Source organism: Escherichia sp. E2748 (genome assembly GCF_005781125.1).
Lineage (GTDB): Bacteria > Pseudomonadota > Gammaproteobacteria > Enterobacterales > Enterobacteriaceae > Escherichia.
Genome location: NZ_VATP01000019.1, coordinates 183791 through 207620, shown reverse-complemented (window position 1 = coordinate 207620; position 23830 = coordinate 183791). Strand labels below are relative to the sequence as shown.

The 23830-nt window shown below is 54.0% G+C and carries 18 protein-coding genes; 10 read left to right on the top strand and 8 right to left on the bottom strand.

Going from position 1 to position 23830, the window contains the following annotated elements; all coding sequences use genetic code 11:
• Window positions 1-297: 297 nt before the first annotated feature.
• Window positions 298-1647 (top strand): guanine/hypoxanthine transporter GhxP, encoded by a 1350-nt coding sequence (gene ghxP, locus FEK42_RS16005; protein ID WP_130205830.1) that lies wholly within the window; start codon window positions 298-300, stop codon window positions 1645-1647.
• A gap of 149 nt (window positions 1648-1796) precedes the next feature.
• Window positions 1797-3446: a Na+/H+ antiporter gene (locus FEK42_RS16000; protein WP_130205832.1), complete on the top strand. Its 1650-nt coding sequence runs from the start codon at window positions 1797-1799 to the stop codon at window positions 3444-3446.
• A gap of 82 nt (window positions 3447-3528) precedes the next feature.
• Here FEK42_RS16000 and actP read toward each other — a convergent pair whose 3' ends face one another.
• The 3 genes from actP to acs all read right to left on the bottom strand — a co-directional run bounded on the left by actP (window position 3529) and on the right by acs (window position 7648).
• Window positions 3529-5178 (bottom strand): cation/acetate symporter ActP, encoded by a 1650-nt coding sequence (actP, locus tag FEK42_RS15995; RefSeq protein ID WP_130259474.1) that lies wholly within the window; start codon window positions 5176-5178, stop codon window positions 3529-3531.
• Window positions 5175-5489: a DUF485 domain-containing protein gene (locus FEK42_RS15990; protein ID WP_001296646.1), complete on the bottom strand. Its 315-nt coding sequence runs from the start codon at window positions 5487-5489 to the stop codon at window positions 5175-5177. The genes actP and FEK42_RS15990 overlap by 4 nt, the downstream gene beginning before the upstream one ends.
• Window positions 5490-5689: 200 nt before the next feature.
• The gene (gene acs, locus FEK42_RS15985) at window positions 5690-7648 is read right to left on the bottom strand and encodes an acetate--CoA ligase (RefSeq protein ID WP_138211889.1); all 1959 of its coding nucleotides are present in this window, start codon (window positions 7646-7648) and stop codon (window positions 5690-5692) included.
• 393 nt (window positions 7649-8041) lie between these two features.
• Here acs and nrfA point away from each other — a divergent pair, with 393 nt between their 5' ends.
• The 8 genes from nrfA (at window position 8042) to gltP (ending at window position 16072) form a co-directional block, all read left to right on the top strand.
• Window positions 8042-9478 carry an ammonia-forming nitrite reductase cytochrome c552 subunit gene (nrfA, locus tag FEK42_RS15975; RefSeq protein ID WP_130205836.1) on the top strand — a complete coding sequence of 479 codons (1437 nt, stop codon included), beginning with the start codon at window positions 8042-8044 and terminating at the stop codon, window positions 9476-9478.
• Between the two features lie 45 nt (window positions 9479-9523).
• A complete protein-coding gene (gene nrfB / locus FEK42_RS15970; RefSeq protein ID WP_001296647.1) occupies window positions 9524-10090 on the top strand; it encodes a cytochrome c nitrite reductase pentaheme subunit in 567 nt (188 codons plus the stop codon).
• The gene (nrfC, locus tag FEK42_RS15965; protein WP_000220281.1) at window positions 10087-10758 is read left to right on the top strand and encodes a cytochrome c nitrite reductase Fe-S protein; all 672 of its coding nucleotides are present in this window, start codon (window positions 10087-10089) and stop codon (window positions 10756-10758) included. Before nrfB ends, nrfC begins: the two co-directional genes overlap by 4 nt.
• Entirely contained in the window at window positions 10755-11711 is a 957-nt protein-coding gene (gene nrfD / locus FEK42_RS15960; RefSeq protein ID WP_130205839.1) for a cytochrome c nitrite reductase subunit NrfD, read from the top strand. Before nrfC ends, nrfD begins: the two co-directional genes overlap by 4 nt.
• Before the next feature lie 19 nt (window positions 11712-11730).
• On the top strand, window positions 11731-13449 hold the full coding sequence (locus FEK42_RS15955; RefSeq protein ID WP_138211888.1) for a heme lyase CcmF/NrfE family subunit: 1719 nt from the start codon (window positions 11731-11733) through the stop codon (window positions 13447-13449).
• Window positions 13442-13825, top strand: coding sequence for a heme lyase NrfEFG subunit NrfF (gene nrfF, locus FEK42_RS15950; protein ID WP_130205843.1), 384 nt, complete (start codon window positions 13442-13444; stop codon window positions 13823-13825). Before FEK42_RS15955 ends, nrfF begins: the two co-directional genes overlap by 8 nt.
• Window positions 13822-14418 (top strand): heme lyase NrfEFG subunit NrfG, encoded by a 597-nt coding sequence (nrfG, locus tag FEK42_RS15945; RefSeq protein ID WP_130205845.1) that lies wholly within the window; start codon window positions 13822-13824, stop codon window positions 14416-14418. Before nrfF ends, nrfG begins: the two co-directional genes overlap by 4 nt.
• Window positions 14419-14758: 340 nt before the next feature.
• Entirely contained in the window at window positions 14759-16072 is a 1314-nt protein-coding gene (gene gltP, locus FEK42_RS15940; protein ID WP_130205847.1) for a glutamate/aspartate:proton symporter GltP, read from the top strand.
• A gap of 78 nt (window positions 16073-16150) precedes the next feature.
• Here the strand turns inward: gltP and yjcO are convergent, their stop codons facing one another.
• The 5 genes from yjcO to mdtN all read right to left on the bottom strand — a co-directional run bounded on the left by yjcO (window position 16151) and on the right by mdtN (window position 23824).
• The gene (yjcO, locus tag FEK42_RS15935) at window positions 16151-16840 is read right to left on the bottom strand and encodes a Sel1 family TPR-like repeat protein YjcO (RefSeq protein WP_064525643.1); all 690 of its coding nucleotides are present in this window, start codon (window positions 16838-16840) and stop codon (window positions 16151-16153) included.
• A 93-nt stretch (window positions 16841-16933) separates the two neighbouring features.
• The gene (gene fdhF, locus FEK42_RS15930; RefSeq protein WP_077629246.1) at window positions 16934-19081 is read right to left on the bottom strand and encodes a formate dehydrogenase subunit alpha; all 2148 of its coding nucleotides are present in this window, start codon (window positions 19079-19081) and stop codon (window positions 16934-16936) included.
• Window positions 19082-19278: 197 nt separating this feature from the next.
• Window positions 19279-20745: a multidrug efflux transporter outer membrane subunit MdtP gene (gene mdtP, locus FEK42_RS15925; RefSeq protein WP_130205853.1), complete on the bottom strand. Its 1467-nt coding sequence runs from the start codon at window positions 20743-20745 to the stop codon at window positions 19279-19281.
• Window positions 20742-22793, bottom strand: a complete 2052-nt coding sequence (gene mdtO / locus FEK42_RS15920; RefSeq protein WP_135408657.1) for a multidrug efflux transporter permease subunit MdtO — start codon at window positions 22791-22793, stop codon at window positions 20742-20744. The genes mdtP and mdtO overlap by 4 nt, the downstream gene beginning before the upstream one ends.
• Window positions 22793-23824 (bottom strand): multidrug efflux transporter periplasmic adaptor subunit MdtN, encoded by a 1032-nt coding sequence (mdtN, locus tag FEK42_RS15915; RefSeq protein ID WP_000446357.1) that lies wholly within the window; start codon window positions 23822-23824, stop codon window positions 22793-22795. Before mdtN ends, mdtO begins: the two co-directional genes overlap by 1 nt.
• Window positions 23825-23830 lie beyond the last annotated feature (6 nt).

The following is a 23830-nucleotide window of genomic DNA, read 5'->3' as shown; positions in this document are numbered from 1 at the left end:
ACAAATGCCGTAATTTTGCGCATCGACGATAACGTTTGCGCATCAATTGCCTGGTTTTTCATCGTCAATACAAGAAAAGGGAAAAAAGCAGCAAACTTCGGTTGAAAAAGCCGCTATGATCGCCGGATAATCGTTTGCTTTTTTTTACCACCCGTTTTGTATGCGCGGAGCTAAACGTTTGCTTTTTTGCGACGCCCCACATTGTCGCAAACCTGAAGCAGGAAGATAACGTTTCGCTGGCAGGGGATTGTCCGCCACGCATCTTGACGAAAAATAAACTCTCAGGGGATGTTTTCTATGTCTACGCCATCAGCGCGTACCGGCGGTTCACTCGACGCCTGGTTTAAAATTTCACAACGTGGAAGCACTGTCCGTCAGGAAGTGGTTGCCGGGTTAACAACGTTTCTGGCGATGGTCTACTCGGTCATCGTCGTTCCGGGCATGCTGGGTAAAGCAGGCTTCCCACCAGCAGCAGTTTTTGTTGCGACCTGTCTGGTTGCCGGGATTGGTTCTATCGCGATGGGGCTGTGGGCCAATTTGCCGCTGGCTATCGGTTGCGCTATCTCCCTGACCGCGTTTACTGCATTCAGCCTGGTGCTGGGGCAGCATATTAGCGTTCCGGTCGCGCTGGGCGCCGTGTTCCTGATGGGGGTGCTGTTTACAGTCATTTCTGCAACGGGTATCCGTAGCTGGATTTTGCGCAACTTGCCACACGGTGTGGCGCACGGTACGGGGATTGGTATCGGCCTGTTCCTGCTGCTGATTGCTGCGAATGGTGTTGGCCTGGTCATTAAAAATCCGCTCGACGGTCTGCCGGTTGCGCTGGGTGATTTCGCCACCTTCCCGGTTATTATGTCGCTGGTAGGTCTGGCGGTGATCGTCGGTCTGGAAAAACTGAAAGTGCCGGGCGGCATTCTGCTGACCATTATCGGTATCTCGATTGTGGGCCTGATCTTCGATCCTAACGTTCATTTCTCCGGCGTTTTCGCTATGCCGTCTCTGAGCGATGAAAATGGTAACTCGCTGATTGGTAGCCTGGATATCATGGGCGCGCTGAATCCGGTGGTACTGCCGAGCGTACTGGCGCTGGTGATGACGGCGGTCTTTGATGCGACCGGAACCATCCGTGCAGTCGCCGGTCAGGCGAACCTGCTGGATAAAGACGGGCAGATCATTGATGGCGGCAAAGCGCTGACCACCGACTCCCTGAGCAGCGTTTTCTCAGGCCTGGTGGGGGCGGCTCCGGCCGCGGTATACATTGAGTCTGCGGCGGGTACGGCAGCGGGTGGTAAAACCGGTCTGACGGCAATCACCGTTGGCGTGCTGTTCCTGCTGATTCTGTTCCTCTCTCCGCTTTCTTACCTTGTTCCAGGTTACGCAACGGCTCCTGCGTTGATGTATGTTGGCCTGCTGATGTTGAGTAACGTGGCGAAAATCGACTTTGCTGATTTTGTCGATGCGATGGCGGGGCTGGTGACGGCGGTATTCATTGTACTGACTTGTAACATCGTGACCGGCATTATGATCGGTTTCGCGACCCTGGTTATTGGCCGTCTGGTTTCTGGCGAATGGCGTAAGCTGAACATTGGTACCGTTGTTATCGCCGCGGCACTGGTGACCTTCTACGCGGGGGGCTGGGCTATCTAATCTTTAATAAGATTCTGAAAACGGGTGGCAATGGCTGCCCGTTTTTATTTTCTCCGTACATTGTGTGAGCTTTTGCGATATTCTGAAAAAACTGAGAATTCAGGCATAACGCCTTTCTCAAACCATAAAACATCGCAAACAGGGAACGCATGGAAATCTTCTTTACCATACTGATAATGACCCTCGTGGTTTCGCTGTCCGGGGTGGTCACTCGTGTCATGCCCTTTCAGATTCCGCTTCCGCTTATGCAAATCGCCATTGGTGCGCTACTGGCGTGGCCGACGTTTGGTTTGCATGTGGAGTTTGATCCTGAACTCTTTTTAGTTTTGTTTATCCCGCCGCTGCTCTTTGCTGATGGCTGGAAAACGCCGACTCGTGAATTTCTCGAACATGGTCGGGAGATCTTCGGTCTTGCGCTGGCGCTGGTGGTAGTCACCGTAGTCGGCATTGGCTTCCTCATTTACTGGGTGGTGCCAGGCATTCCGCTAATTCCGGCCTTTGCGCTGGCGGCGGTGCTCTCTCCGACCGATGCCGTGGCGCTCTCCGGGATTGTTGGCGAAGGGCGAATACCGAAAAAAATCATGGGCATTTTGCAGGGCGAAGCGTTGATGAATGACGCCTCCGGCCTGGTGTCGCTGAAGTTTGCCGTGGCAGTCGCGATGGGAACGATGATCTTCACTGTTGGCGGTGCGACGGTCGAATTTATGAAAGTCGCGATCGGCGGTATTCTCGCGGGGTTTGTGGTGAGCTGGCTATATGGTCGCTCGCTGCGCTTCCTGAGCCGCTGGGGCGGCGATGAACCTGCGACACAGATAGTCCTGCTGTTCCTGCTGCCGTTCGCCTCTTATCTGATTGCCGAACATATTGGCGTTTCCGGTATCCTTGCGGCAGTTGCTGCCGGGATGACCATTACCCGTTCAGGCGTGATGCGCCGTGCGCCGCTGGCGATGCGTCTGCGTGCGAACAGCACTTGGGCGATGCTGGAGTTTGTCTTTAACGGCATGGTGTTCTTGCTGTTGGGCCTGCAACTGCCGGGCATTCTGGAGACGTCGCTGATGGCGGCAGAGATCGACCCGAACGTCGAAATCTGGATGCTGTTTACCGACATCATCTTGATTTACGCAGCGCTCATGCTGGTCCGTTTCGGCTGGCTGTGGACGATGAAAAAGTTCAGTAACCGCTTCCTGAAGAAGAAACCGATGGAGTTTGGTTCGTGGACCACACGAGAAATTCTTATCGCGTCTTTTGCCGGGGTTCGCGGGGCTATCACCCTGGCTGGTGTGCTCTCTATTCCGCTGCTGTTGCCGGATGGCAACGTCTTCCCGGCGCGTTATGAGCTGGTGTTCCTGGCGGCTGGCGTCATTCTCTTCTCGCTGTTTGTTGGCGTGGTGATGCTGCCTGTTCTGCTGCAACACATTGAAGTCGCAGATCATTCTCAGCAGCTGAAAGAGGAACGCATTGCGCGCGCGGCAACGGCAGAAGTGGCGATTGTGGCGATCCAGAAAATGGAAGAGCGACTGGCGGCGGACACTGAAGAGAATATCGACAACCAGCTGCTTACCGAAGTCAGCTCGCGCGTCATCGGTAACCTGCGTCGTCGCGCCGATGGCCGAAACGACGTTGAGAGCTCCGTCCAGGAAGAGAACCTGGAGCGTCGCTTCCGTCTGGCGGCGTTGCGTTCTGAACGTGCGGAACTTTATCACCTGCGCGCCACGCGGGAGATCAGCAACGAAACGCTGCAAAAGTTGCTACACGATCTCGATCTGCTGGAAGCGTTGTTAATAGAAGAGAACCAATAACGCTTTGGCGGTGTAATCGGTAAAAAGGTGCAGTACATCGCACCTTTTTACCGTTGGTCAGGTGACCAGAGGCTAGTGGAGATTAATGCGCGCGGCCCTGCTCAACGCCAAAGCCGGTCTGGGAACGGATAAATTGCGCACGGAACAGTTCACGCTCGCGCGCCCCTTCCGCTGAATTATCGGTTGCCGAGAAGAACCAGATGCCGAGGAATGCCACGGAGATGGAGAACAGCGCCGGGTATTCGTACGGGAAGATGGCTTTTTCGTGACCGAGGATCTGTACCCAAATCGTTGGGCCGAGGATCATCAGTACTACCGCAGTAATCAGCCCTAACCAACCGCCCATCATTGCGCCACGAGTAGTCAACTTCGACCAGTACATGGAAAGCAGAATGATTGGGAAGTTGCAGCTCGCGGCGATGGCAAACGCCAGGCCCACCATGAACGCGATGTTCTGATTCTCAAACAGCACGCCGAGGATAATGGCAATCACGCCGAGGATCAGCACGGTGATTTTCGAGACTCGCAGCTCTTCACGTTCGGTTGCGCCTTTTTTGAAGACGTTAGCGTACAGGTCATGCGAAACCGCGGAAGCGCCCGCCAGCGTCAGACCCGCAACTACCGCGAGGATAGTGGCGAAAGCAACCGCTGAAATAAAGCCGAGGAACAGGTTGCCGCCCACCGCATTGGCCAGGTGAACTGCCGCCATGTTGTTACCACCAATCAGATGGCCCGCAGCGTCTTTATATTCCGGATTCGCACCGACCAGCATGATCGCGCCAAAGCCGATAATAAAGGTCAGGATGTAGAAGTAGCCCATAAATCCGGTAGCGTAGAACACGCTCTTACGCGCTTCGCGTGCATCGCTGACCGTAAAGAAGCGCATCAGAATATGCGGCAAGCCAGCCGTACCAAACATCAGCCCAAGCCCCAGCGACAGTGCGGAGATCGGATCTTTCACCAGTCCGCCCGGCTTCATGATGTCGACACCTTTCGGGTGTACCGCCATCGCTTCGCTGAACAGGTTGTTGAAGCTAAAGCCGACGTGTTTCATCACCATGAAGGCCATAAAACTAGCGCCGAACAGCAACAGAACGGCTTTGATAATCTGTACCCAGGTGGTCGCCAGCATGCCGCCGAACAGAACGTACATCATCATCAGCACGCCGACCAGCACCACCGCAATGTGATAGTTAAGGCCAAACAGCAGTTCAATCAATTTACCGGCGCCGACCATCTGGGCGATAAGGTAAAGCGCCACCACCACCAGAGAACCACAAGCCGAAAGAATACGAATCGGCCCTTGTTTCAGGCGGTAAGAAGCCACATCCGCAAAGGTATAGCGGCCCAGGTTACGCAGACGTTCAGCAATCAGGAACAGAATGATTGGCCAGCCCACCAGGAAGCCCAGCGAGTAGATCAGCCCGTCATAGCCGGAAGTAAACACCAGCGCGGAGATCCCCAAAAATGAGGCGGCAGACATATAGTCCCCGGCAATCGCCAGCCCGTTCTGGAAGCCAGTGATATTGCCGCCTGCGGTGTAGTAGTCATTACGAGAACGTACGCGTTTTGACGCCCAGTAGGTAATGCAGAGCGTGAACACGACGAAAATCAGGAACATAATAATCGCCTGCCAGTTTGTTGGCTGGCGCTCAACGGCCCCGCTAATAGCATCCGCGGCGTTAGCTGCGAAAGGGAGTGTGGCGGCAAGCGCCGTCAGAACTCTTTTCATGATGCTTGTACCTCATGCAGGACTTCGTTATTAAGACGGTCGAATTCGCCGTTCGCCCGCCAGATGTAGATACCAGTGAGAACAAAGGAGATAACAATGACCCCAACGCCAACGGGAATACCGCGTGTGACGCTGGTGTTCGGATTCAGCGGGGTGCCCAGCCAGCCGGGCGCGAAGGCGATCAGTAAAATAAAGCCGATATAAACTGCCAGCATAATAATCGACAGGATGGTGGCAAACCGTTGCCGTTTTTCGACTAACTCCCTGAAATGCGCATTGTCTTCTATCCGCTGATAAATAGTGCCATTCATCACAGATTCTCCAGAGGTAATGTAGGGATTGTTTTAATTCCCGCTCCCTTATGGGAGAAGGTTAACGCTCGGGTAACCCTTGCCGAATGTAGGCCGGATAAGGCGTCATACGCCGCATCCGGCAATTAATGCCTGATGCGACGCTGTCGCGTCTTATCAGGCCTACAAACCGTTACCGACTCGCATCCGGCAATTGTGGGTTACGATGGCATCGCGATTGCCTGCTTCTCTTCAAGCAGCTTCTCGACAACGCCAGGATCGGCAAGCGTCGAGGTATCGCCCAGGTTGCTGGTATCGCCCGCCGCAATTTTGCGCAGAATACGGCGCATAATTTTGCCGGAGCGGGTTTTAGGCAGGGAGTCGGTCCAGTGCAGCACGTCTGGCGTCGCCAGCGGGCCAATCTCTTTACGCACCCAGTTGCGGACTTCTGCGTATAGTTCTGGTGACGGTTCCTCCCCGTGATTAAGCGTGACGTAGGCGTAGATCGCCTGACCTTTAATATTGTGCGGAATACCCACCACGGCGGCTTCGGCAATCTTCGGATGCGCCACCAACGCCGACTCAATCTCCGCCGTCCCCAGACGGTGACCAGAGACGTTCAGCACGTCGTCCACGCGCCCGGTGATCCAGTAATAGCCATCTTCATCGCGACGCGCGCCGTCGCCGCTGAAATACATATTTTTGAAGGTGGAGAAGTAGGTCTGTTCAAAACGTTCGTGATCGCCAAACAGCGTACGCGCCTGACCCGGCCAGGAATCGGTGATCACCAGACTGCCTTCAGCGGCACCTTCTTGTGGATTACCTTCGTTATCCACCAGCGCCGGTTGTACGCCGAAGAACGGACGCGTTGCGGAACCGGCTTTCAGTTCGGTCGCTCCAGGCAGCGGCGTAATCATGAAACCGCCAGTTTCGGTCTGCCACCAGGTGTCGACCACCGGGCATTTCTCGTTGCCGATCTTCTTCCAGTACCACTCCCACGCTTCCGGATTGATTGGCTCGCCCACGGAACCGAGAATGCGTAGCGACGAACGGTCAGTGCCTTCAATCGCTTTATCGCCTTCCGCCATCAGCGCGCGAATCGCCGTTGGCGCGGTGTAAAGAATATTGACCTGATGCTTATCCACCACCTGCGCCATACGGGCAGGCGTCGGCCAGTTCGGTACACCTTCAAACATCAGCGTGGTCGCGCCGCAGGCCAGCGGGCCGTACAGCAAATAACTGTGTCCGGTAACCCAGCCCACATCAGCGGTACACCAGTAGATATCGCCCGGATGATAATCAAAGACATATTTAAAGGTCAGCGCCGCGTACACCAGATAACCGCCGGTAGTGTGCAGTACGCCTTTTGGCTTACCGGTAGAACCGGAGGTATAGAGAATAAACAGCGGATCTTCGGCGTTCATCTCTTCCGCCTGGTGCCGATCGCTGGCTTGCTCAACCAGGTCGTGCCACCACAGGTCGCGCCCTTCCTGCCAGTCAATTTTCCCGCCAGTACGCTTCAGTACCACCACATGCTCTACGCTGGTGACGTTCGGGTTTTTTAGTGCGTCATCAACGTTTTTCTTCAGCGGAATACTACGCCCGGCGCGCACACCTTCATCGGAAGTGATCACCAACCGTGAGTTAGAATCGATAATGCGTCCGGCAACGGCTTCCGGCGAGAAGCCGCCGAAAATTACCGAATGCACCGCGCCAATGCGGGCGCAGGCCAGCATCGCGACCGCAGCTTCCGGTACCATCGGCATATAAATCGCCACCACATCACCTTTTTTAATGCCCAGCTCGAGCAGGGTATTGGCGAAGCGGCAGACGTCGCGGTGCAGCTCTTTATAACTAATATGTTTGCTCTGACTGGCGTCATCGCCTTCCCAGATAATAGCGGTACGATCGCCGTTTTCTTGCAGATGGCGGTCAAGGCAGTTTGCCGCCAGATTCAGCGTGCCGTCCTCGTACCATTTAATGGACACATTACCGGGGGCAAAGGAGGTGTTTTTCACCTTCTGGTACGGTTTGATCCAGTCGAGAATTTTTCCCTGTTCGCCCCAAAAGGTATCTGGTGCGTTAATTGATTGTTGGTACATCGCTTCGTACTGCTGAGGGTTTATCAGGCAATGGTCTGCGATGTTGGCAGGAATGGTGTGTTTGTGTATTTGGCTCATGCTTTTGTTCTCCTTGTAGGATGTTAATAATATGTGTCATAAGCGTTAAATGTAGGGGTATTGGCAGTTTTGTTTAGTATTTGGGCGGCAGATCACGCAAAAGTAGAATTGTGCAAATAAACGACAGGATTATTTTTGAAGGACACCAACAAAAGTTGGCATTTTCTTTCTGGAACATGCAGTTATGCATGTGTTTGAAATGGAGGGAATTATCAACTAACTCTAAAGTGGTATTTTACATGCACTTACAATTGATTAAAGACAACATTCCGCATGTGGTTATTTGTTACACATAGGGGCGAGCAATGTCATGACAGTGTATGTGCGGTTACTGTCATGAAAAAACAATAAAAACTGCCATTGCCTCAATGGCAAAATTTGGATAAAGCCCCTATGACAAGGATAAAAATAAACGCACGCCGTATCTTCAGCTTGTTGATTCCTTTTTTCTTTTTCACTTCTGTTCACGCTGAACAAACGGCCGCTCCCGCGAAACCTGTAACTGTGGAAGCGAAGAATGAAACCTTTGCCCCACAGCATCCCGATCAATATCTCTCCTGGAAAGCCACCTCGGAACAGTCAGAGCGTGTTGACGCCCTGGCGGAAGATCCACGGCTGGTGATCCTGTGGGCGGGGTATCCCTTCTCGCGCGATTACAACAAGCCGCGTGGACATGCCTTTGCTGTGACCGATGTGCGTGAAACTCTGCGTACCGGTGCGCCGAAAAACGCCGAAGATGGTCCGCTACCGATGGCATGCTGGAGTTGTAAAAGCCCGGATGTGGCGCGCCTGATCCAGAAAGACGGCGAAGATGGCTACTTCCACGGTAAATGGGCGCGCGGCGGCCCGGAAATCGTCAACAACTTAGGTTGTGCCGACTGCCATAACACCGCCTCACCAGAGTTCGCCAAAGGTAAGCCGGAGTTAACCCTTTCCCGTCCATATGCGGCGCGTGCAATGGAAGCCATTGGCAAACCTTTTGAGAAAGCTGGACGTTTCGACCAGCAATCGATGGTTTGCGGTCAGTGCCATGTGGAGTATTACTTCGACGGTAAAAACAAAGCGGTTAAATTCCCGTGGGATGACGGCATGAAAGTCGAAAATATGGAGCAGTATTACGACAAAATTGCCTTCTCTGACTGGACTAACTCCCTGTCGAAAACGCCAATGCTGAAAGCGCAGCACCCGGAATATGAAACCTGGACAGCGGGCATTCACGGCAAAAACAACGTGACCTGTATCGACTGCCATATGCCAAAAGTGCAGAACGCCGAAGGCAAACTCTACACCGACCATAAAATTGGTAATCCGTTTGATAACTTCGCCCAGACTTGTGCGAACTGCCATACCCAGGACAAAGCCGCCTTGCAAAAAGTTGTCGCGGAACGTAAGCAGTCGATTAACGACCTGAAAATCAAGGTTGAAGATCAACTGGTTCACGCTCACTTCGAAGCGAAAGCTGCACTGGACGCAGGCGCGACGGAAGCCGAAATGAAGCCGATTCAGGACGATATCCGTCATGCCCAGTGGCGTTGGGATCTGGCGATCGCTTCCCACGGCATTCATATGCACGCACCGGAAGAAGGTCTGCGGATGCTCGGTACTGCGATGGATAAAGCGGCGGATGCGCGTACCAAACTGGCGCGCCTGCTGGCGACCAAAGGCATCACCCATGAAATCCAGATCCCGGATATCTCGACCAAAGAGAAAGCCCAGCAGGCAATTGGCCTGAACATGGAGCAAATCAAAGCCGAGAAACAGGATTTCATCAAAACGGTGATCCCGCAGTGGGAAGATCAGGCACGTAAAAACGGTCTGTTAAGCCAATAATCCCCGTTCCGCCTCGCAAGGGGCGGAAAACAAAATGGAGTGAATATGAGCGTATTACGTTCGTTATTAACTGCTGGGGTGCTGGCGTCGGGCCTGTTGTGGAGCCTGAACGGAATTACCGCTACCCCTGCGGCGCAGGCATCTGGCGATCGCTACGAAGTTACCCAGCAGCGTAACCCGGATGCCGCCTGTCTGGACTGTCATAAACCAGATACCGAAGGTATGCATGGCAAACATGCTTCCGTTATCAACCCGAATAACAAACTGCCGGTCACCTGCACCAACTGTCACGGCCAGCCATCACCGCAACACCGCGAAGGGGTGAAAGATGTGATGCGCTTTAACGAGCCGATGTACAAGGTTGGAGAGCAGAACAGCGTCTGTATGTCCTGCCATCTGCCGGAACAGTTGCAAAAAGCGTTCTGGCCGCACGATGTTCACGTAACCAAAGTGGCGTGCGCCAGCTGCCATTCCCTGCATCCACAGCAAGATACGATGCAGACGTTAAGTGACAAAGGACGGATCAAGATTTGCGTCGATTGCCACAGCGATCAGCGCACCAATCCGAACTTTAACCCGGCGTCTGTTCCGTTGCTTAAGGAGCAGCCATGACCTGGTCACGTCGCCAGTTTCTCACCGGCGTCGGTGTGCTGGCAGCCGTCAGCGGCACCGCAGGGCGCGTGGTGGCGAAAACGTTGAATATCAATGGGGTGCGTTACGGCATGGTGCATGACGAGTCGTTATGCATCGGCTGTACCGCCTGTATGGATGCTTGTCGGGAAGTGAACAAGGTGCCGGAAGGTGTCTCGCGCCTGACGATTATTCGTAGCGAGCCGCAGGGCGAATTTCCTGATGTGAAATATCGCTTCTTCCGTAAGTCTTGTCAGCACTGCGATCATGCGCCGTGCGTTGACGTCTGCCCGACCGGTGCGTCTTTTCGCGATGCCGCCAGTGGGATTGTCGATGTTAATCCGGATCTCTGCGTCGGTTGTCAGTACTGCATCGCCGCCTGTCCGTACCGCGTGCGCTTTATCCATCCGGTCACGAAGACAGCGGACAAATGCGATTTCTGCCGCAAGACTAATTTGCAGGCCGGTAAGTTACCCGCGTGCGTTGAAGCTTGCCCGACGAAGGCGCTGACGTTTGGCAATCTGGACGATCCCAACAGTGAGATTTCACAACTGCTGCGCCAGAAGCCCACTTACCGCTACAAGCTGGCGCTGGGAACCAAACCGAAGCTGTACCGCGTGCCGTTTAAATACGGGGAGGTGAGCCAATGACTCAGGCTTCCGCATTTCATTTTGAATCGCTGGTGTGGGACTGGCCGATTGCCATCTATCTGTTTTTGGTGGGGATCTCTGCCGGACTGGTGACGCTGGCGGTGTTGCTGCGTCGCTTCTACCCGCAGGCGGGTGGTGCAGACAGTACGTTGCTGCGCACCACGCTGATTGTCGGGCCTGGCGCAGTGATCCTCGGCCTGCTGATCCTCGTCTTTCATCTGACGCGTCCGTGGACCTTCTGGAAGCTGATGTTCCACTACAGTTTTACCTCGGTGATGTCGATGGGGGTGATGCTGTTTCAGCTCTACATGGTGGTGCTGGTGCTGTGGCTGGCGAAAATCTTTGAACACGATTTGCTTGCCCTGCAACAACGCTGGTTGCCGAAGTTGGGGAGCGTGCAAAAGGTCTTGAGCCTGCTGACGCCCGTTCATCGCGGACTGGAAACGTTGATGCTGGTGCTGGCGGTGCTGCTGGGGGCTTATACCGGCTTTCTGCTGTCGGCGCTGAAATCGTATCCGTTCCTCAATAACCCGATCCTGCCTGTGCTGTTCCTCTTCTCCGGCATCTCGTCCGGTGCGGCGGTGGCGCTGATCGCCATGGCGATACGCCAACGCAGTAACCCGCATTCCACGGAAGCGCACTTTGTTCACCGGATGGAAATCCCTGTGGTATGGGGTGAAATTTTCCTGCTGGTGGCGTTTTTTGTCGGTCTGGCGCTGGGCGATGACGGTAAAGTGCGTGCGCTGGTGGCGGCATTGGGTGGCGGTTTCTGGACGTGGTGGTTCTGGCTTGGTGTCGCTGGGCTGGGGCTGATTGTGCCAATGTTGCTCAAACCGTGGGTCAATCGCAGTTCCGGCATTCCTGCCGTGCTGGCGGCGTGTGGGGCCAGCCTGGTCGGCGTGTTGATGCTGCGCTTTTTCATTCTCTACGCCGGACAGTTGACGGTGGCGTAAGCCAGAAAAGAGGTGGTTTCTGGACGTATTCCTTCCTGAAGTCGGTTTTCTGGCGTTGTTGTTAAGTCTCGGGGTCAATGTTTTGACCCCGTTGATGAGCTTCGTGGGAGTGCGGTTGCGCTGGCCTGCCATGATGCGGCTCACCAGCATTGGCATTCTGGCGCAGTTCACACTCCTGCTGCTCGCCTTTGGCGTACTGACGTATTGTTTTCTCATCAGCGATTTCTCGGTCATTTATGTCGCACAACATAGCTACAGCCTGCTGTCGTGGGAACTCAAACTGGCGGCGGTGTGGGGCGGTCATGAAGGTTCGTTGCTACTTTGGGTACTGTTGCTTTCCGCCTGGAGCGCGCTGTTTGCCTGGCATTATCGGCAGCAAACCGATCCGCTATTTCCGCTGACGCTAGCCGTTTTATCTCTCATGATCGCCGCACTGCTACTGTTTGTGGTGCTGTGGTCCGATCCCTTCGTGCGGATATTCCCCCCAGCAATCGAAGGCCGCGATCTCAATCCGATGCTGCAACATCCCGGTCTTATCTTTCATCCACCGCTGCTTTACCTTGGCTATGGCGGTTTGATGGTGGCGGCGAGCGTGGCGCTGGCGAGTTTACTGCGCGGCGAGTTTGATGCGGCCAGCGCCCGAATTTGTTGGCGCTGGGCGTTACCTGGCTGGAGCGCATTAACGGCGGGGATCATCCTCGGTTCCTGGTGGGCCTATTGCGAACTCGGCTGGGGCGGCTGGTGGTTCTGGGATCCGGTGGAAAACGCCTCTTTATTACCCTGGCTTTCTGCCACTGCGCTGCTGCACAGTTTATCCCTGACACGCCAGCGGGGGATTTTCCGCCACTGGTCGCTGCTGCTGGCGGTAGTTACTCTGATGCTGTCGCTGCTGGGGACGTTGATTGTCCGTTCTGGCATTCTGGTTTCGGTTCATGCGTTCGCGCTGGATAACGTCCGCGCCGTGCCGTTGTTCAGCCTGTTTGCGCTGATTAGCCTTGCGTCTCTGGCTCTGTATGGCTGGCGAGCGCGGGACGGTGGCCCGGCGGTGCGTTTTTCAGGGTTATCGCGAGAAATGTTAATCCTCGCTACGCTGTTGCTGTTTTGCGCGGTGCTACTGATCGTGCTGGTGGGAACGCTTTATCCGATGATTTACGGCTTGCTGGGCTGGGGACGCCTCTCCGTTGGCGCACCGTATTTTAACCGCGCGACGTTACCGTTTGGTCTGTTGATGCTGGTGGTGATTGTGCTGGCGACGTTTGTCTCTGGCAAACGCGCGCAGCTTCCGGCGCTGCTGGCGCATGCGGGCGTGCTGTTATTTGCCGCGGGGATCGTGGTTTCCAGCGTCAGCCGTCAGGAGATCAGCCTGAATTTACAGCCGGGGCAGCAGGTAAAACTGGCAGGATACACCTTCCGGTTTGAGCGCCTCGATCTACAAGCTAAAGGCAATTACACCAGCGAAAAAGCGATAGTGGCACTGTTTGACCATCAGCAACGTATTGGTGAATTAACGCCGGAGCGGCGTTTCTATGAAGCACGCCGTCAGCAAATGATGGAGCCGTCAATTCGCTGGAACGGCATCCATGACTGGTATGTGGTCATGGGCGAGAAAACCGGAGCGGATCGTTACGCTTTTCGTTTGTATGTACAAAGCGGTGTGCGCTGGATCTGGGGGGGAGGATTGTTGATGATTGCAGGCGCATTGTTAAGCGGATGGCGGGGGAGGAAGCGCGATGAATAAAGGGCTTCTCACTTTGCTGCTGCTATTTACCTGTTTTGCGCACGCTCAGGTCGTAGACACCTGGCAATTCGCCAATCCGCAACAACAGCAACAGGCGTTAAATATTGCCAGCCAGTTACGTTGTCCGCAGTGCCAGAATCAGAACTTACTGGAATCCAATGCGCCGGTTGCAGTCAGTATGCGCCATCAGGTTTACAGCATGGTGGAGGAGGGGAAAAGTGAAGTCGAAATCATTGGCTGGATGACCGAACGCTACGGAGATTTTGTTCGCTATAACCCACCGTTAACTGGTCAGACGCTGGTGTTGTGGGCGCTGCCAGTGGTGTTGTTACTGCTGATGGCACTGATCCTCTGGCGAGTAAGGGCGAAGCGATGAAACAGCCTCAAATACCGGTGAAAATGCTGACAACACTCACGATTTTGATGGTATTTCTCTGTCTCGGCAGTTATCTGTTAAGCCCAAAATGGCAGGCGGTACGTGCGGAGTATCAGCGTCAGCGCGATCCGCTACATCAGTTTGCCAGCCAGCAAACCCCGGAAGCGCAGCTTCAGGCATTGCAGGATAAAATCCGCGCCAATCCACAAAACAGTGAACAGTGGGCGTTGCTGGGCGAGTACTATCTGTGGCAAAACGATTACAGCAATTCGCTGCTGGCGTACCGTCAGGCGTTGCAACTACGTGGTGAGAACGCTGAACTGTATGCGGCGCTGGCGACGGTGCTTTATTACCAGGCCAGCCAGCATATGACCGCCCAGACTCGCGCAATGATCGACAAAGCCCTCGCGCTGGACAGTAATGAAATCACCGCCCTGATGCTGCTGGCTTCAGATGCGTTTATGCAGGCGAATTACGCGCAAGCCATCGAACTATGGCAAAAAGTGATGGATCTAAACTCACCACGAGTTAACCGAACACAGCTGGTTGAGTCGATTAATATGGCAAAACTGCTGCAGCGGCGAGCGGATTAATCATTCAGTGTTGAAGATTATGTTATTGAGATGTGTAAAAAATAATCGAATGAACACATGCAAAAAATAATCACCAATCAGTATTATTGCAAATTAAACAAATAAAAATCTTTTCATAACAAATGGTTATTCATTAATTTTGCCATAAAGTCGCGTTATTATGCATTAATGCAGCGAAAAGCTCTGTTGTTAAAGGGTTGCGCGACATACCGCGCAAATGATACTGATCATAAGCGTTAAAAAAATCCACAAACCAACGCAACACAATCCATACCCTGCAGTTTATAACGTTCTTGCGTTTTTGAACGGGGAACGGCGTTCCACTGAGGAAGTCAATCGTATGAAAAATATAAAAATCAGCCTTGCCTGGCAGATACTCATTGCTATGGTGCTGGGCATTCTCCTGGGAAGTTACCTGCATTATCACAGCGACAGCCGTGACTGGTTAGTCGTTAATTTTCTCTCCCCGGCAGGTGATATCTTTATCCACCTGATTAAAATGATCGTTGTGCCGATCGTGATTTCCACGCTGGTGGTCGGTATCGCGGGTGTCGGCGATGCCAAGCAGCTTGGGCGAATTGGCGCGAAAACCATTATCTACTTTGAGGCGATCACCACTGTCGCCATCATCCTGGGGATCACCCTGGCGAACGTCTTCCAGCCTGGAGCAGGGGTCGATATGTCACAGCTGGCGACTGTCGATATCTCGAAATATCAGAGCACCACGGAAGCGGTACAAAGCAGTTCTCACGGTATTATGGGGACGATTTTGTCGCTGGTGCCGACGAACATTGTGGCATCGATGGCGAAAGGCGAAATGCTGCCAATCATCTTCTTCTCGGTGCTGTTTGGTCTGGGGCTTTCCTCCCTGCCCGCGGCGCATCGCGAACCGCTGGTGACCGTGTTCCGCTCCATCTCTGAAACCATGTTTAAAGTGACGCACATGGTGATGCGCTATGCCCCAGTGGGGGTGTTCGCGCTGATTGCGGTGACGGTGGCTAACTTTGGTTTCTCTTCTCTGTGGCCACTGGCGAAACTGGTGCTGCTGGTACATTTCGCCATTCTGTTCTTTGCGCTGGCGGTGTTGGGAATTGTGGCGCGCCTGTGCGGGTTAAGTGTCTGGATCTTGATTCGTATTCTGAAAGATGAGTTGATTCTGGCGTACTCCACTGCCAGCTCAGAAAGCGTACTGCCGCGAATTATTGAGAAGATGGAAGCCTACGGCGCCCCGGCATCGATCACCAGTTTCGTGGTGCCGACCGGTTACTCTTTTAACCTCGATGGTTCGACGCTGTATCAAAGTATTGCGGCTATCTTCATCGCGCAGTTGTATGGCATTGACCTGTCTATCTGGCAGGAAATCATTCTGGTGCTGACGCTGATGGTGACCTCGAAAGGGATTGCTGGCGTGCCGGGCGTGTCGTTTGTGGTGCTGCTGGCGACGCTGGGCAGCGTAGGTATTCCGCTGGAAGGTCTGGCGTTTATTGCTGGTGTTGACCGTATCCTCGACATGGCACGTACCGCGCTGAACGTAGTGGGTAATGCGCTGGCGGTGCTGGTGATTGCCAAGTGGGAACACAAATTTGACCACAAAAAAGCGATGGCCTACGAGCGTGAAGTGCTGGGCAAATTTGATAAGACTGCGGATCAGTAATTGAAGATTGCCGGGGACATCCTCCCGGCAATGTGTGGATGCCTGATGCGACGCTTACCGCGTCTTATCAGGGCTACCTTAACCATTGGTTAATTTTTCAAACTCTTCACACCCGGTATCAAACCCTTCCATACAGCTCAGGTTCAACCAGTGCAGCGCCTTCTGTTTGTTCTTCTCGATAAAACCTTCTTCACCGTTTAAGAACATCATTCCTGCCCAGTACTCGGAATAACCGGTACGGGAAATCGCAGAGCTACGCTTGAAATACCAGGTCGCTTTCTCATCATCGGCCTTAATGCCTATGCCGTTGGCGTAAATCAAACCAAGCAGCATCTGGGCATCGACGGCGGAGTCGTTCTCCAGATCTTCCGAGGCGTTTTCTAACAGCGAAATCGCCTTTGGATAATCCGGTTTACCCGCCTGGGTATTCACCAGAATATGTGCCAGCGTCACTTCACCTTCTTTACTGCCCGCTTGCGCTGCTTTTTCGGCGAGAATTTTTGCTTGTGGATAGTCCAGACTGACCGGATTGGTGATTTTAATCTGCGCCAACAGCGCGCAGGCATCGGCATCACCACTGTCGGCGGCTTTCTGTGCCCAATATTCGGCTTTGCTCAAATCGCCGGAGCTAAACCAGCTGTCGGCAAGAAAATATTGTGCGCGTCTGTCTCCGGCCTCTGCCGCCTTTACATACTGGCTGCCAGGCTCAGAGTCATTCGCGTGGGCAAAGAATGTCAAAAACAACATCAATGCGATAATTTTTTTCATTTTGATAATACGATTGGGTAGGGTGTATCCAGTATAAAGAGTTCGAATGGATAAAAAAACAGCCTCCCAGAGGAGGCTGTAGAAGGGACTTATTTACGCCAGTGCCGCTTCGCGCAGGCGAGTTTTCAACTTGTTGTACTCGTCAATAACGTACTGCTCGGCGGCGCGCTGATCGGCGATCGGCTCGACGCGCACGGCGCAGTATTTGTATTCCGGCGTTTTGGTAATCGGGCTTAAGTTCTCGGTAACCAGCTCGTTACAGGCGCCAATCCACCACTGGTAGGTCATGTAAATCGCCCCTTTGTTAGGACGATCGCTGACCTGCGCACGGGTGATAATTTTGCCTTTACGCGAGTGCACCCAAACCAATGCCTCATCTTCAATACCCAGACGTTTGGCGTCTTCGGTATTGATTTGTGCGTAGCCAGGTTCATCAGCCAGCGCCGCCAGTGCCGCACAGTTACCGGTCATCGAACGGCAAGAGTAGTGGCCAACTTCACGCACCGTTGACAGTACCATCGGGTACTCGTCGGTGAGTTTGTCGATTGGCGCTACCCAGTCGCAGGTGAAGAACTGCGCCAGACCGTTCGGGGTATCAAACTTCTCTTTAAACAGATAAGAAGTCCCCTGATCGGCATCTGACGTATCGCGGCAAGGCCACTGGATGAAGCCCAGTTCGCCCATTTTCTCGTAAGTTGCACCGTAGAAATCCGGGCACAGATGACGTAACTCGTCCCAGATCTCCTGGGTGTTGTTGTAGTGCATCGGATAACCCATACGGGTGGCGATTTCACTGATAATCTGCCAGTCCGTTTTCAGATCCCACTTCGGTTCAACCGCCTTGAAGAAACGCTGGAAGCCACGGTCAGCCGCAGTATAGACACCTTCATGCTCGCCCCACGACGTTGACGGTAATATGACATCCGCCGCCGACGCGGTTTTGGTCATAAAGATGTCCTGAACGATGACCAGTTCCAGATCTTCAAAGGCTTTACGGACTGCCGACAGTTCCGCATCCGTTTGCAGCGGATCTTCGCCCATAATGTACGCGGCACGCACTTCGCCATGCGCTGCGCGGTGCGGCAGCTCGCTGATGCGATAGCCGGTATGAGCAGGCAGGCTTTCTACGCCCCAGGCTTTGGCGAATTTCTCGCGGTTAGCCGGATCTTTCACGTACTGGTATCCCGGATACGTATCCGGCAGCGCGCCCATATCACAGGCGCCCTGCACGTTGTTCTGACCACGAACCGGGTTAACACCCGCATGCGGCTTACCGAGATTACCGGTCAGCATCGCGAGGCTGGTCAGAGAACGGACGGTTTCCACGCCCTGATAGAACTGGGTCACACCCATGCCCCACAGAATAGATGCGCTTTCCGCCTGGGCATACATCCGCGCCGCCTGACGAATCTCACTGGCGCTAACGCCGGTGATATCTTCAACCGACTCCGGCGTGTAGCCTTCAACGATTTTACGATACTCTTCAAAGCCCTCTGTGCGAGAAGCGACGAACGCTTTGTCGTACAGATTTTCTTCAATAATGACATGGCCCATCGCATTCAACAGCGCGATGTTCGAGCCGTTTTTCAGTGCGATGTGCATGTCAGCAATGCGCGCGGTTTCAATTTTGCGCGGATCGCAGACGATAATTTTCGCCCCGTTACGTTTAGCGTTAATCACGTGATTCGCCACGATAGGGTGGGAATCCGCCGGGTTGTACCCGAAAACGAACACTAAATCGGTATTATCAATTTCGTTAATGGCATTGCTCATTGCGCCGTTACCGACCGATTGGTGCAGACCTGCAACCGATGGGCCGTGTCAGACGCGAGCGCAGCAGTCAACGTTATTGGTACCAATAACGGCGCGCGCAAATTTTTGCATTACATAGTTGGTTTCGTTACCCGTACCACGCGAGGAGCCTGTCGTCTGGATGGCATCCGGACCGTACTTCTCTTTGATGGCGCTCAGGCGCTCGGCAACGTAATTCAGTGCCTCATCCCAGGAAACAGGTTCGAGTTTGCCGCCACGCTGGCGACGGATCATGGGGGTTTTCAGGCGCGGGGTCAGGATCTGGGTATCGTTAATAAAATCCCAGCCATAATAACCCTTCAGACACAGAGTACCCTGGTTGGTTTTCCCCTGTGCTGCCTCCGCCCGGACGATTTTGCCGTTATCGACGACCAGGTTGATTTTGCAACCTGATGCGCAATATGGGCAAACCGTGACGACTTTTTTCATCAGTCTCGCTCCAGTTAATCAAATCACGCATACGCGCTCTCGACCACAGTATGCATCTTTTATGCCACATTTTATTTGAGGCTATTCCCTGATATTACGGGCACTATTTATTCAAAACTCTGACGAAAAACAGGCTGTCGTCAGTTTTGACGTGACGAAACGAAATACCGCGTGACAGCCATCACGCGGCAGACATTTTATTTTTTCTCAACGACGGGAGCCGCCTGATACCCACCGCCCAGCGATTTCATCAACTGAATACTTTGAATCACACGGCGGCTGTCCAGCATCAGTAATGACATCTCTTCGGAAAGCACCGGCAACTGAGCTTCGGTGGCCAGTAAACGGCTGGTTAGACCGCGTTGGTAGGCGGCGTCGGCGGCACGCTGGGTGAAGCGGGTTGCTTCTACGCGTTCTGCCTGCATCTCCCGCTCGTCGTTGAGCGTTTGCAGACGCGTGCCATTGACTGCAACGTCGCGCACCGCGTTCAGTACTGACTGGTTGTAACGTTCAATCATCATGTTGCTGGCGGCGCGAGTGCCTTCGAGATTGGCATTCAACCGTCCACCGTCAAACAGCGGCAATTTCAGACCCGGGATGAAGTTGAACTGGCGACTGGTTTTTTTGAATAAGGTATCCAGGTGGATGGAGTCCAGACCGAAAAACGCTTTGATATCAAAGCTCGGATAGAACAACGCCCGCGCGGAATCTACCTGATCTAATGACGCCTGAACATACCAACGCATGGCTTGCAGATCCGGGCGCCTGGCGAGCAACTCATAAGAGAGTGTCGCCGGAATACCGGTCTGTACTTGCGGTAATGCCACCGACTTGATCTCCGGCATATCGCTGGCTCCCGCGCCAATCAATGCACGCAGAGATTCTCGCGTTTCGGTGATTTGCCCTTTGACGGCAGCAATTTGTTTATCGACGGCCAGAATCTGCGCCCGCGCGCCGTGGAAAGGCACTTGCGCTTCCAGACCGTGCGCCACTTTGCTCTGGTGCGCTCTCACCGCGTAATCAATCACATCGCGAGTTTGCTCTAACAGATCAAGCATCTGGTAGCTGGCCTGCATGCTGTAATAAAGCTGCGCTACGCCAGTGGTCAGCGATAGCTCTACTGCTGCGGTTTCTGCCAGCGCGGCATTATGCGCGCCAATGGCGGCGGCAACCGCCGAGCGATGCACACCCCACAAATCAAGATCCAGTCCGGCAAACAAACCTACTGTGGCTTCCGTATAGTACGGCCCGTCCATACCCAGTGCTGGCGCATCCATTGAATAAGGGCTTAAAAAACCGTTCGCCGAGACGCGTTGGCGGTTGAGCATCCCTATCGCCGCCACCTGCAATTGTGAACCGGCATCTAACAGGTCGGCCTGTGATTGCGCTTTTTCTTCCCGCAGTTTCGCTTCGGCAAGCGTGTGTGAACCTTGCAACGTGTGCTGGATCAGGGCATCCAGTTGCGGGTCGTTAAATTGTTTCCACCACTGCGCCTGCGGCCAGCCGGAACTGGCCAGATGAATATCATCGGCAAGTTTGATTTGTTCCGGTTTGAGCTGTTGATGAGGCGCAGAATCCTTGCGTACCAGGGCACAGCCGGAAATCAGCGTCGTGCTGCCGAGAATGCTGCACAACAGCAGACGTGAAAGTTGACGATTGATCATTGTGTGGCTCCTTGTGCCTGTTCCGTGGCGGGCGTTAATGCCGGGGCTGTCCAGTCTGGCAAGCGGGCGAAAAGCTGGCAGACGTGTTGCTCCTGTTTTAATAAGGTGGGCAGGATGGCCTGCGAGGCGGGTGTTTCTTCAAGCGTTATTTGAGGAGAACGGCTGAGTGCAGTTGCCAGACCGGCGGCGTATTTCTCCAGTGCGTCGGCAAACTGGCCTGCTCTGTCCGGCTGTAGTGCGTTATCCAGCGCCTGCGCCGAGTTCCAGGTCGCATCCCAGGCGTGAAGAATGTCGCGTCCCTGACGAATAACCGTTTGCGAACGTTCAATCAGTAATGCACGTTCTTCGCTGTCCAGTTGACGCTCCAGCGCCACGCGTTGGCACATCTCTTCACAGGCATTAAACGCCGCATGCAGACCTATGCGAATTTGCAGATAAGTGCGCAGAGCCGTGGCTTCCTGCTGGCGTGGGATCCGCATTACCTTACTTAACATACCCAGCGCACCAGCCAGTTTTTGCGGCAGCGTGCGCGCTTCACTTTCGGGCCAGACAAAGGTGTAAATCACCGCGGACACCACGGTACCAATGATGATACCCAGGGCGCGATCGCGAATTTCCACCAGGTCGTACACCGGGCCAAAAACGTTTTCGAGCGTGGCGAGCGCGAAGGTGACCACCATCTGTGTGCCGATATAAGAAGAACGTTCGGAGCTGGTGGCAATCCATGCGCCCAACAGGAAAATCGGTGCCAGCACAAACAGCAATTCGACAATATTGTCCAGCCAAGGCATGACCAGTAGTGTAAATAACAGCGCCAGAATCGCGCCGCAAAAAGCCCCGCCAAAACGCAGCACCATCTTCTGGTACGACGAACCGACATTTGGATTAGCGACGATCACGCAGGTCAGCATACAGGTGTGAATGCCTTCCCAGTCCACGCCGCTGTAGAAGGTGTAACAGATCAAACAGGCGAGCAGCGTTTTTACCGCGTAGCGCATATAGTCTGGATTGGTAAAAGCATCGGCGACCATTGACGGCGGTTTGGCTGCGGGCGTTGGCGGCGTATTCGGGTCCATCTGACCCAGTTGCAATAACGTCTGGCAGATATTCTCCAGGTTACATTCCCGTGCCGCCATCGCTTCATCTTCACTAAGTCGCCAGTCGCTTTGCCAGCACTGACCTTTGGCAATGGCATGTCGCAGCTTGTTGATTTCTGAGGCTAATTTTTGCCGAAATTCAATGATTGCCTGAGAATCAGCAAAAGAGGTGGGATCGTAGCGATTCAGCGTCGAGTAAATGTAGGTTACCGTTGCCACGCAGCTTTGCCACCATGCGCTTTGAGTTCGCCAGTTGGCATCGTCCGCGAGACAAAAGACATTGAGTTTTTGCAGCGCCAGCGCCTCTCTTTCAATCCGCGTTTCGGGTAGCGGTGCGAGGCTGTCCGTCAGGTGACCAATGGCATCATCAAGCCGATCATTAAGCGCCTGATGCATTTGCGTAATGGCACGACTGGGAAACCACAGCACGCCGATTAACGTCATCAGCAAGGTTGGATAGAGGCCAACAACGATACACCACAGCGTTAAGCGCACGACCACTTCCGGATAGTCGAGCATGGCGGGGAAGGTTTGCCCGTAAATAGCGACAATGGCGACGGCGAAAAAGACCAGCCCCAGCCGATGGGTGCGCATCAAAAACATGCAGCCCATCAGGATCGGTCCGGCGATGATCAATCGGATCAACGGTTCGCCGTATGACCATTTGTAGATCAAAAACAGGCTGGCGATCTCCAGCACAGTGGCGACCACAAACAAGATCGCCACAAATTTGGTGTAAAACGCGTTCGACTGAATACCGTAAAACAGCACTGCCAGCGATAACGCCACAAAAGGGATCTCAAAGGTCATCGAGATCAGAATCACCAGCAGGCAGCCTACCCAGAGTTGCACGGTCTGCGGCACGCGGCCTGGTCGCCGCTCGCTTAACTCTTCATGAAAGAACGCCAGCAGCCTGACCACCGGTAATGGCAGGGAGTTGAGCGCGCTCATTATTGCGGCTCAAGATTAGCGACTGCCGAAGCACCGATGCGGAACATTTCCGGATCAGGTTTATCAACCATGATTTTGACCGGAAAACGCTGGGCGACGCGGACCCAGTTAATAGACCGTGACACTTTCGGCAGGCCGCCCAGCACCAGGCCGCCGTCATCCGGTAGCACGCCGTAGCCAATCGAATCCACTTTACCCTCGAAGGTTTTGCCGCTGTCGCTCATCAGGCGAATCGTTGCGGGTGTACCGGCATGAATGTTTTTCAGATCAGTTTCGCGGAAGTTGGCGATAACGTACCAGTGACGAGTGTCGATTAGGGTGAAAATAGGGCGCATGGCAGAAGCAAATTGCCCGACGGAGGTTTTGAGGGAAATGACCCGGCCATCAAACGGCGCGCGAACGGTTGCCATTTCCAGATGCAGTTTGGTCAGCGCGATATCCGCTTCGACTGCCGCACGCTGGGCAACTAATGCATCGACGCCGCTGACGGCGCTGGCGGCTGACTGCGCCTGCAACAATACGGCATTAAGATCCGCTTCTGCGGCGCGCTGCGCAGTTCTTGCACGGTCAACGTCTTCCGCTGAGACAAAACCTTCTTTCAGTAATGGCTCGGTGCGGCGTAATGTATCGCTGGCCTGTTTTGCAGCGGCACGGGCTTTTTCTACCGTGGCATTAACCGAGTCGGCACCAAACTGTTGCGCGTCAACGCTACGCTGGGTGAGCATAATTTGCTTATCCAGCGCCGCGAGGGAGGCTTCAGCTTTCGCCAGATTGGCTTCGTACGGGCGCGGGTCGATGCGGAACAGCAAATCGCCCTGTTTCACCGCCTGGTTGTCGGTGACCGCCAGTTCTACAATGCGACCGCTGACTTCCGGCACCACATCAATGGTATCTGCTGACGCGTAAGCGTCATTAGTTGATGGCGCACTGTCTACGCGCCAGATAACGAAAACAAGGGCAACCAGCGCCAGCGCAACCACTAACAGAGCAGGGAATTTACTGCGAGGAGCTTTTTTCGGCGTACTTTCCATGAGCGC

What these genes read in the sequence shown, in the direction of transcription:
- ghxP (WP_130205830.1), top strand. Translation starts at nt 298, where the DNA reads ATGTCTACGCCATCAGCGCGTACCGGCGGTTCACTCGACGCCTGGTTT.
- FEK42_RS16000 (WP_130205832.1), top strand. Translation starts at nt 1,797, where the DNA reads ATGGAAATCTTCTTTACCATACTGATAATGACCCTCGTGGTTTCGCTG.
- actP (WP_130259474.1), bottom strand. Translation starts at nt 5,178, where the DNA reads ATGAAAAGAGTTCTGACGGCGCTTGCCGCCACACTCCCTTTCGCAGCT.
- FEK42_RS15990 (WP_001296646.1), bottom strand. Translation starts at nt 5,489, where the DNA reads ATGAATGGCACTATTTATCAGCGGATAGAAGACAATGCGCATTTCAGG.
- acs (WP_138211889.1), bottom strand. Translation starts at nt 7,648, where the DNA reads ATGAGCCAAATACACAAACACACCATTCCTGCCAACATCGCAGACCAT.
- nrfA (WP_130205836.1), top strand. Translation starts at nt 8,042, where the DNA reads ATGACAAGGATAAAAATAAACGCACGCCGTATCTTCAGCTTGTTGATT.
- nrfB (WP_001296647.1), top strand. Translation starts at nt 9,524, where the DNA reads ATGAGCGTATTACGTTCGTTATTAACTGCTGGGGTGCTGGCGTCGGGC.
- nrfC (WP_000220281.1), top strand. Translation starts at nt 10,087, where the DNA reads ATGACCTGGTCACGTCGCCAGTTTCTCACCGGCGTCGGTGTGCTGGCA.
- nrfD (WP_130205839.1), top strand. Translation starts at nt 10,755, where the DNA reads ATGACTCAGGCTTCCGCATTTCATTTTGAATCGCTGGTGTGGGACTGG.
- nrfF (WP_130205843.1), top strand. Translation starts at nt 13,442, where the DNA reads ATGAATAAAGGGCTTCTCACTTTGCTGCTGCTATTTACCTGTTTTGCG.
- nrfG (WP_130205845.1), top strand. Translation starts at nt 13,822, where the DNA reads ATGAAACAGCCTCAAATACCGGTGAAAATGCTGACAACACTCACGATT.
- gltP (WP_130205847.1), top strand. Translation starts at nt 14,759, where the DNA reads ATGAAAAATATAAAAATCAGCCTTGCCTGGCAGATACTCATTGCTATG.
- yjcO (WP_064525643.1), bottom strand. Translation starts at nt 16,840, where the DNA reads ATGAAAAAAATTATCGCATTGATGTTGTTTTTGACATTCTTTGCCCAC.
- mdtP (WP_130205853.1), bottom strand. Translation starts at nt 20,745, where the DNA reads ATGATCAATCGTCAACTTTCACGTCTGCTGTTGTGCAGCATTCTCGGC.
- mdtO (WP_135408657.1), bottom strand. Translation starts at nt 22,793, where the DNA reads ATGAGCGCGCTCAACTCCCTGCCATTACCGGTGGTCAGGCTGCTGGCG.
- mdtN (WP_000446357.1), bottom strand. Translation starts at nt 23,824, where the DNA reads ATGGAAAGTACGCCGAAAAAAGCTCCTCGCAGTAAATTCCCTGCTCTG.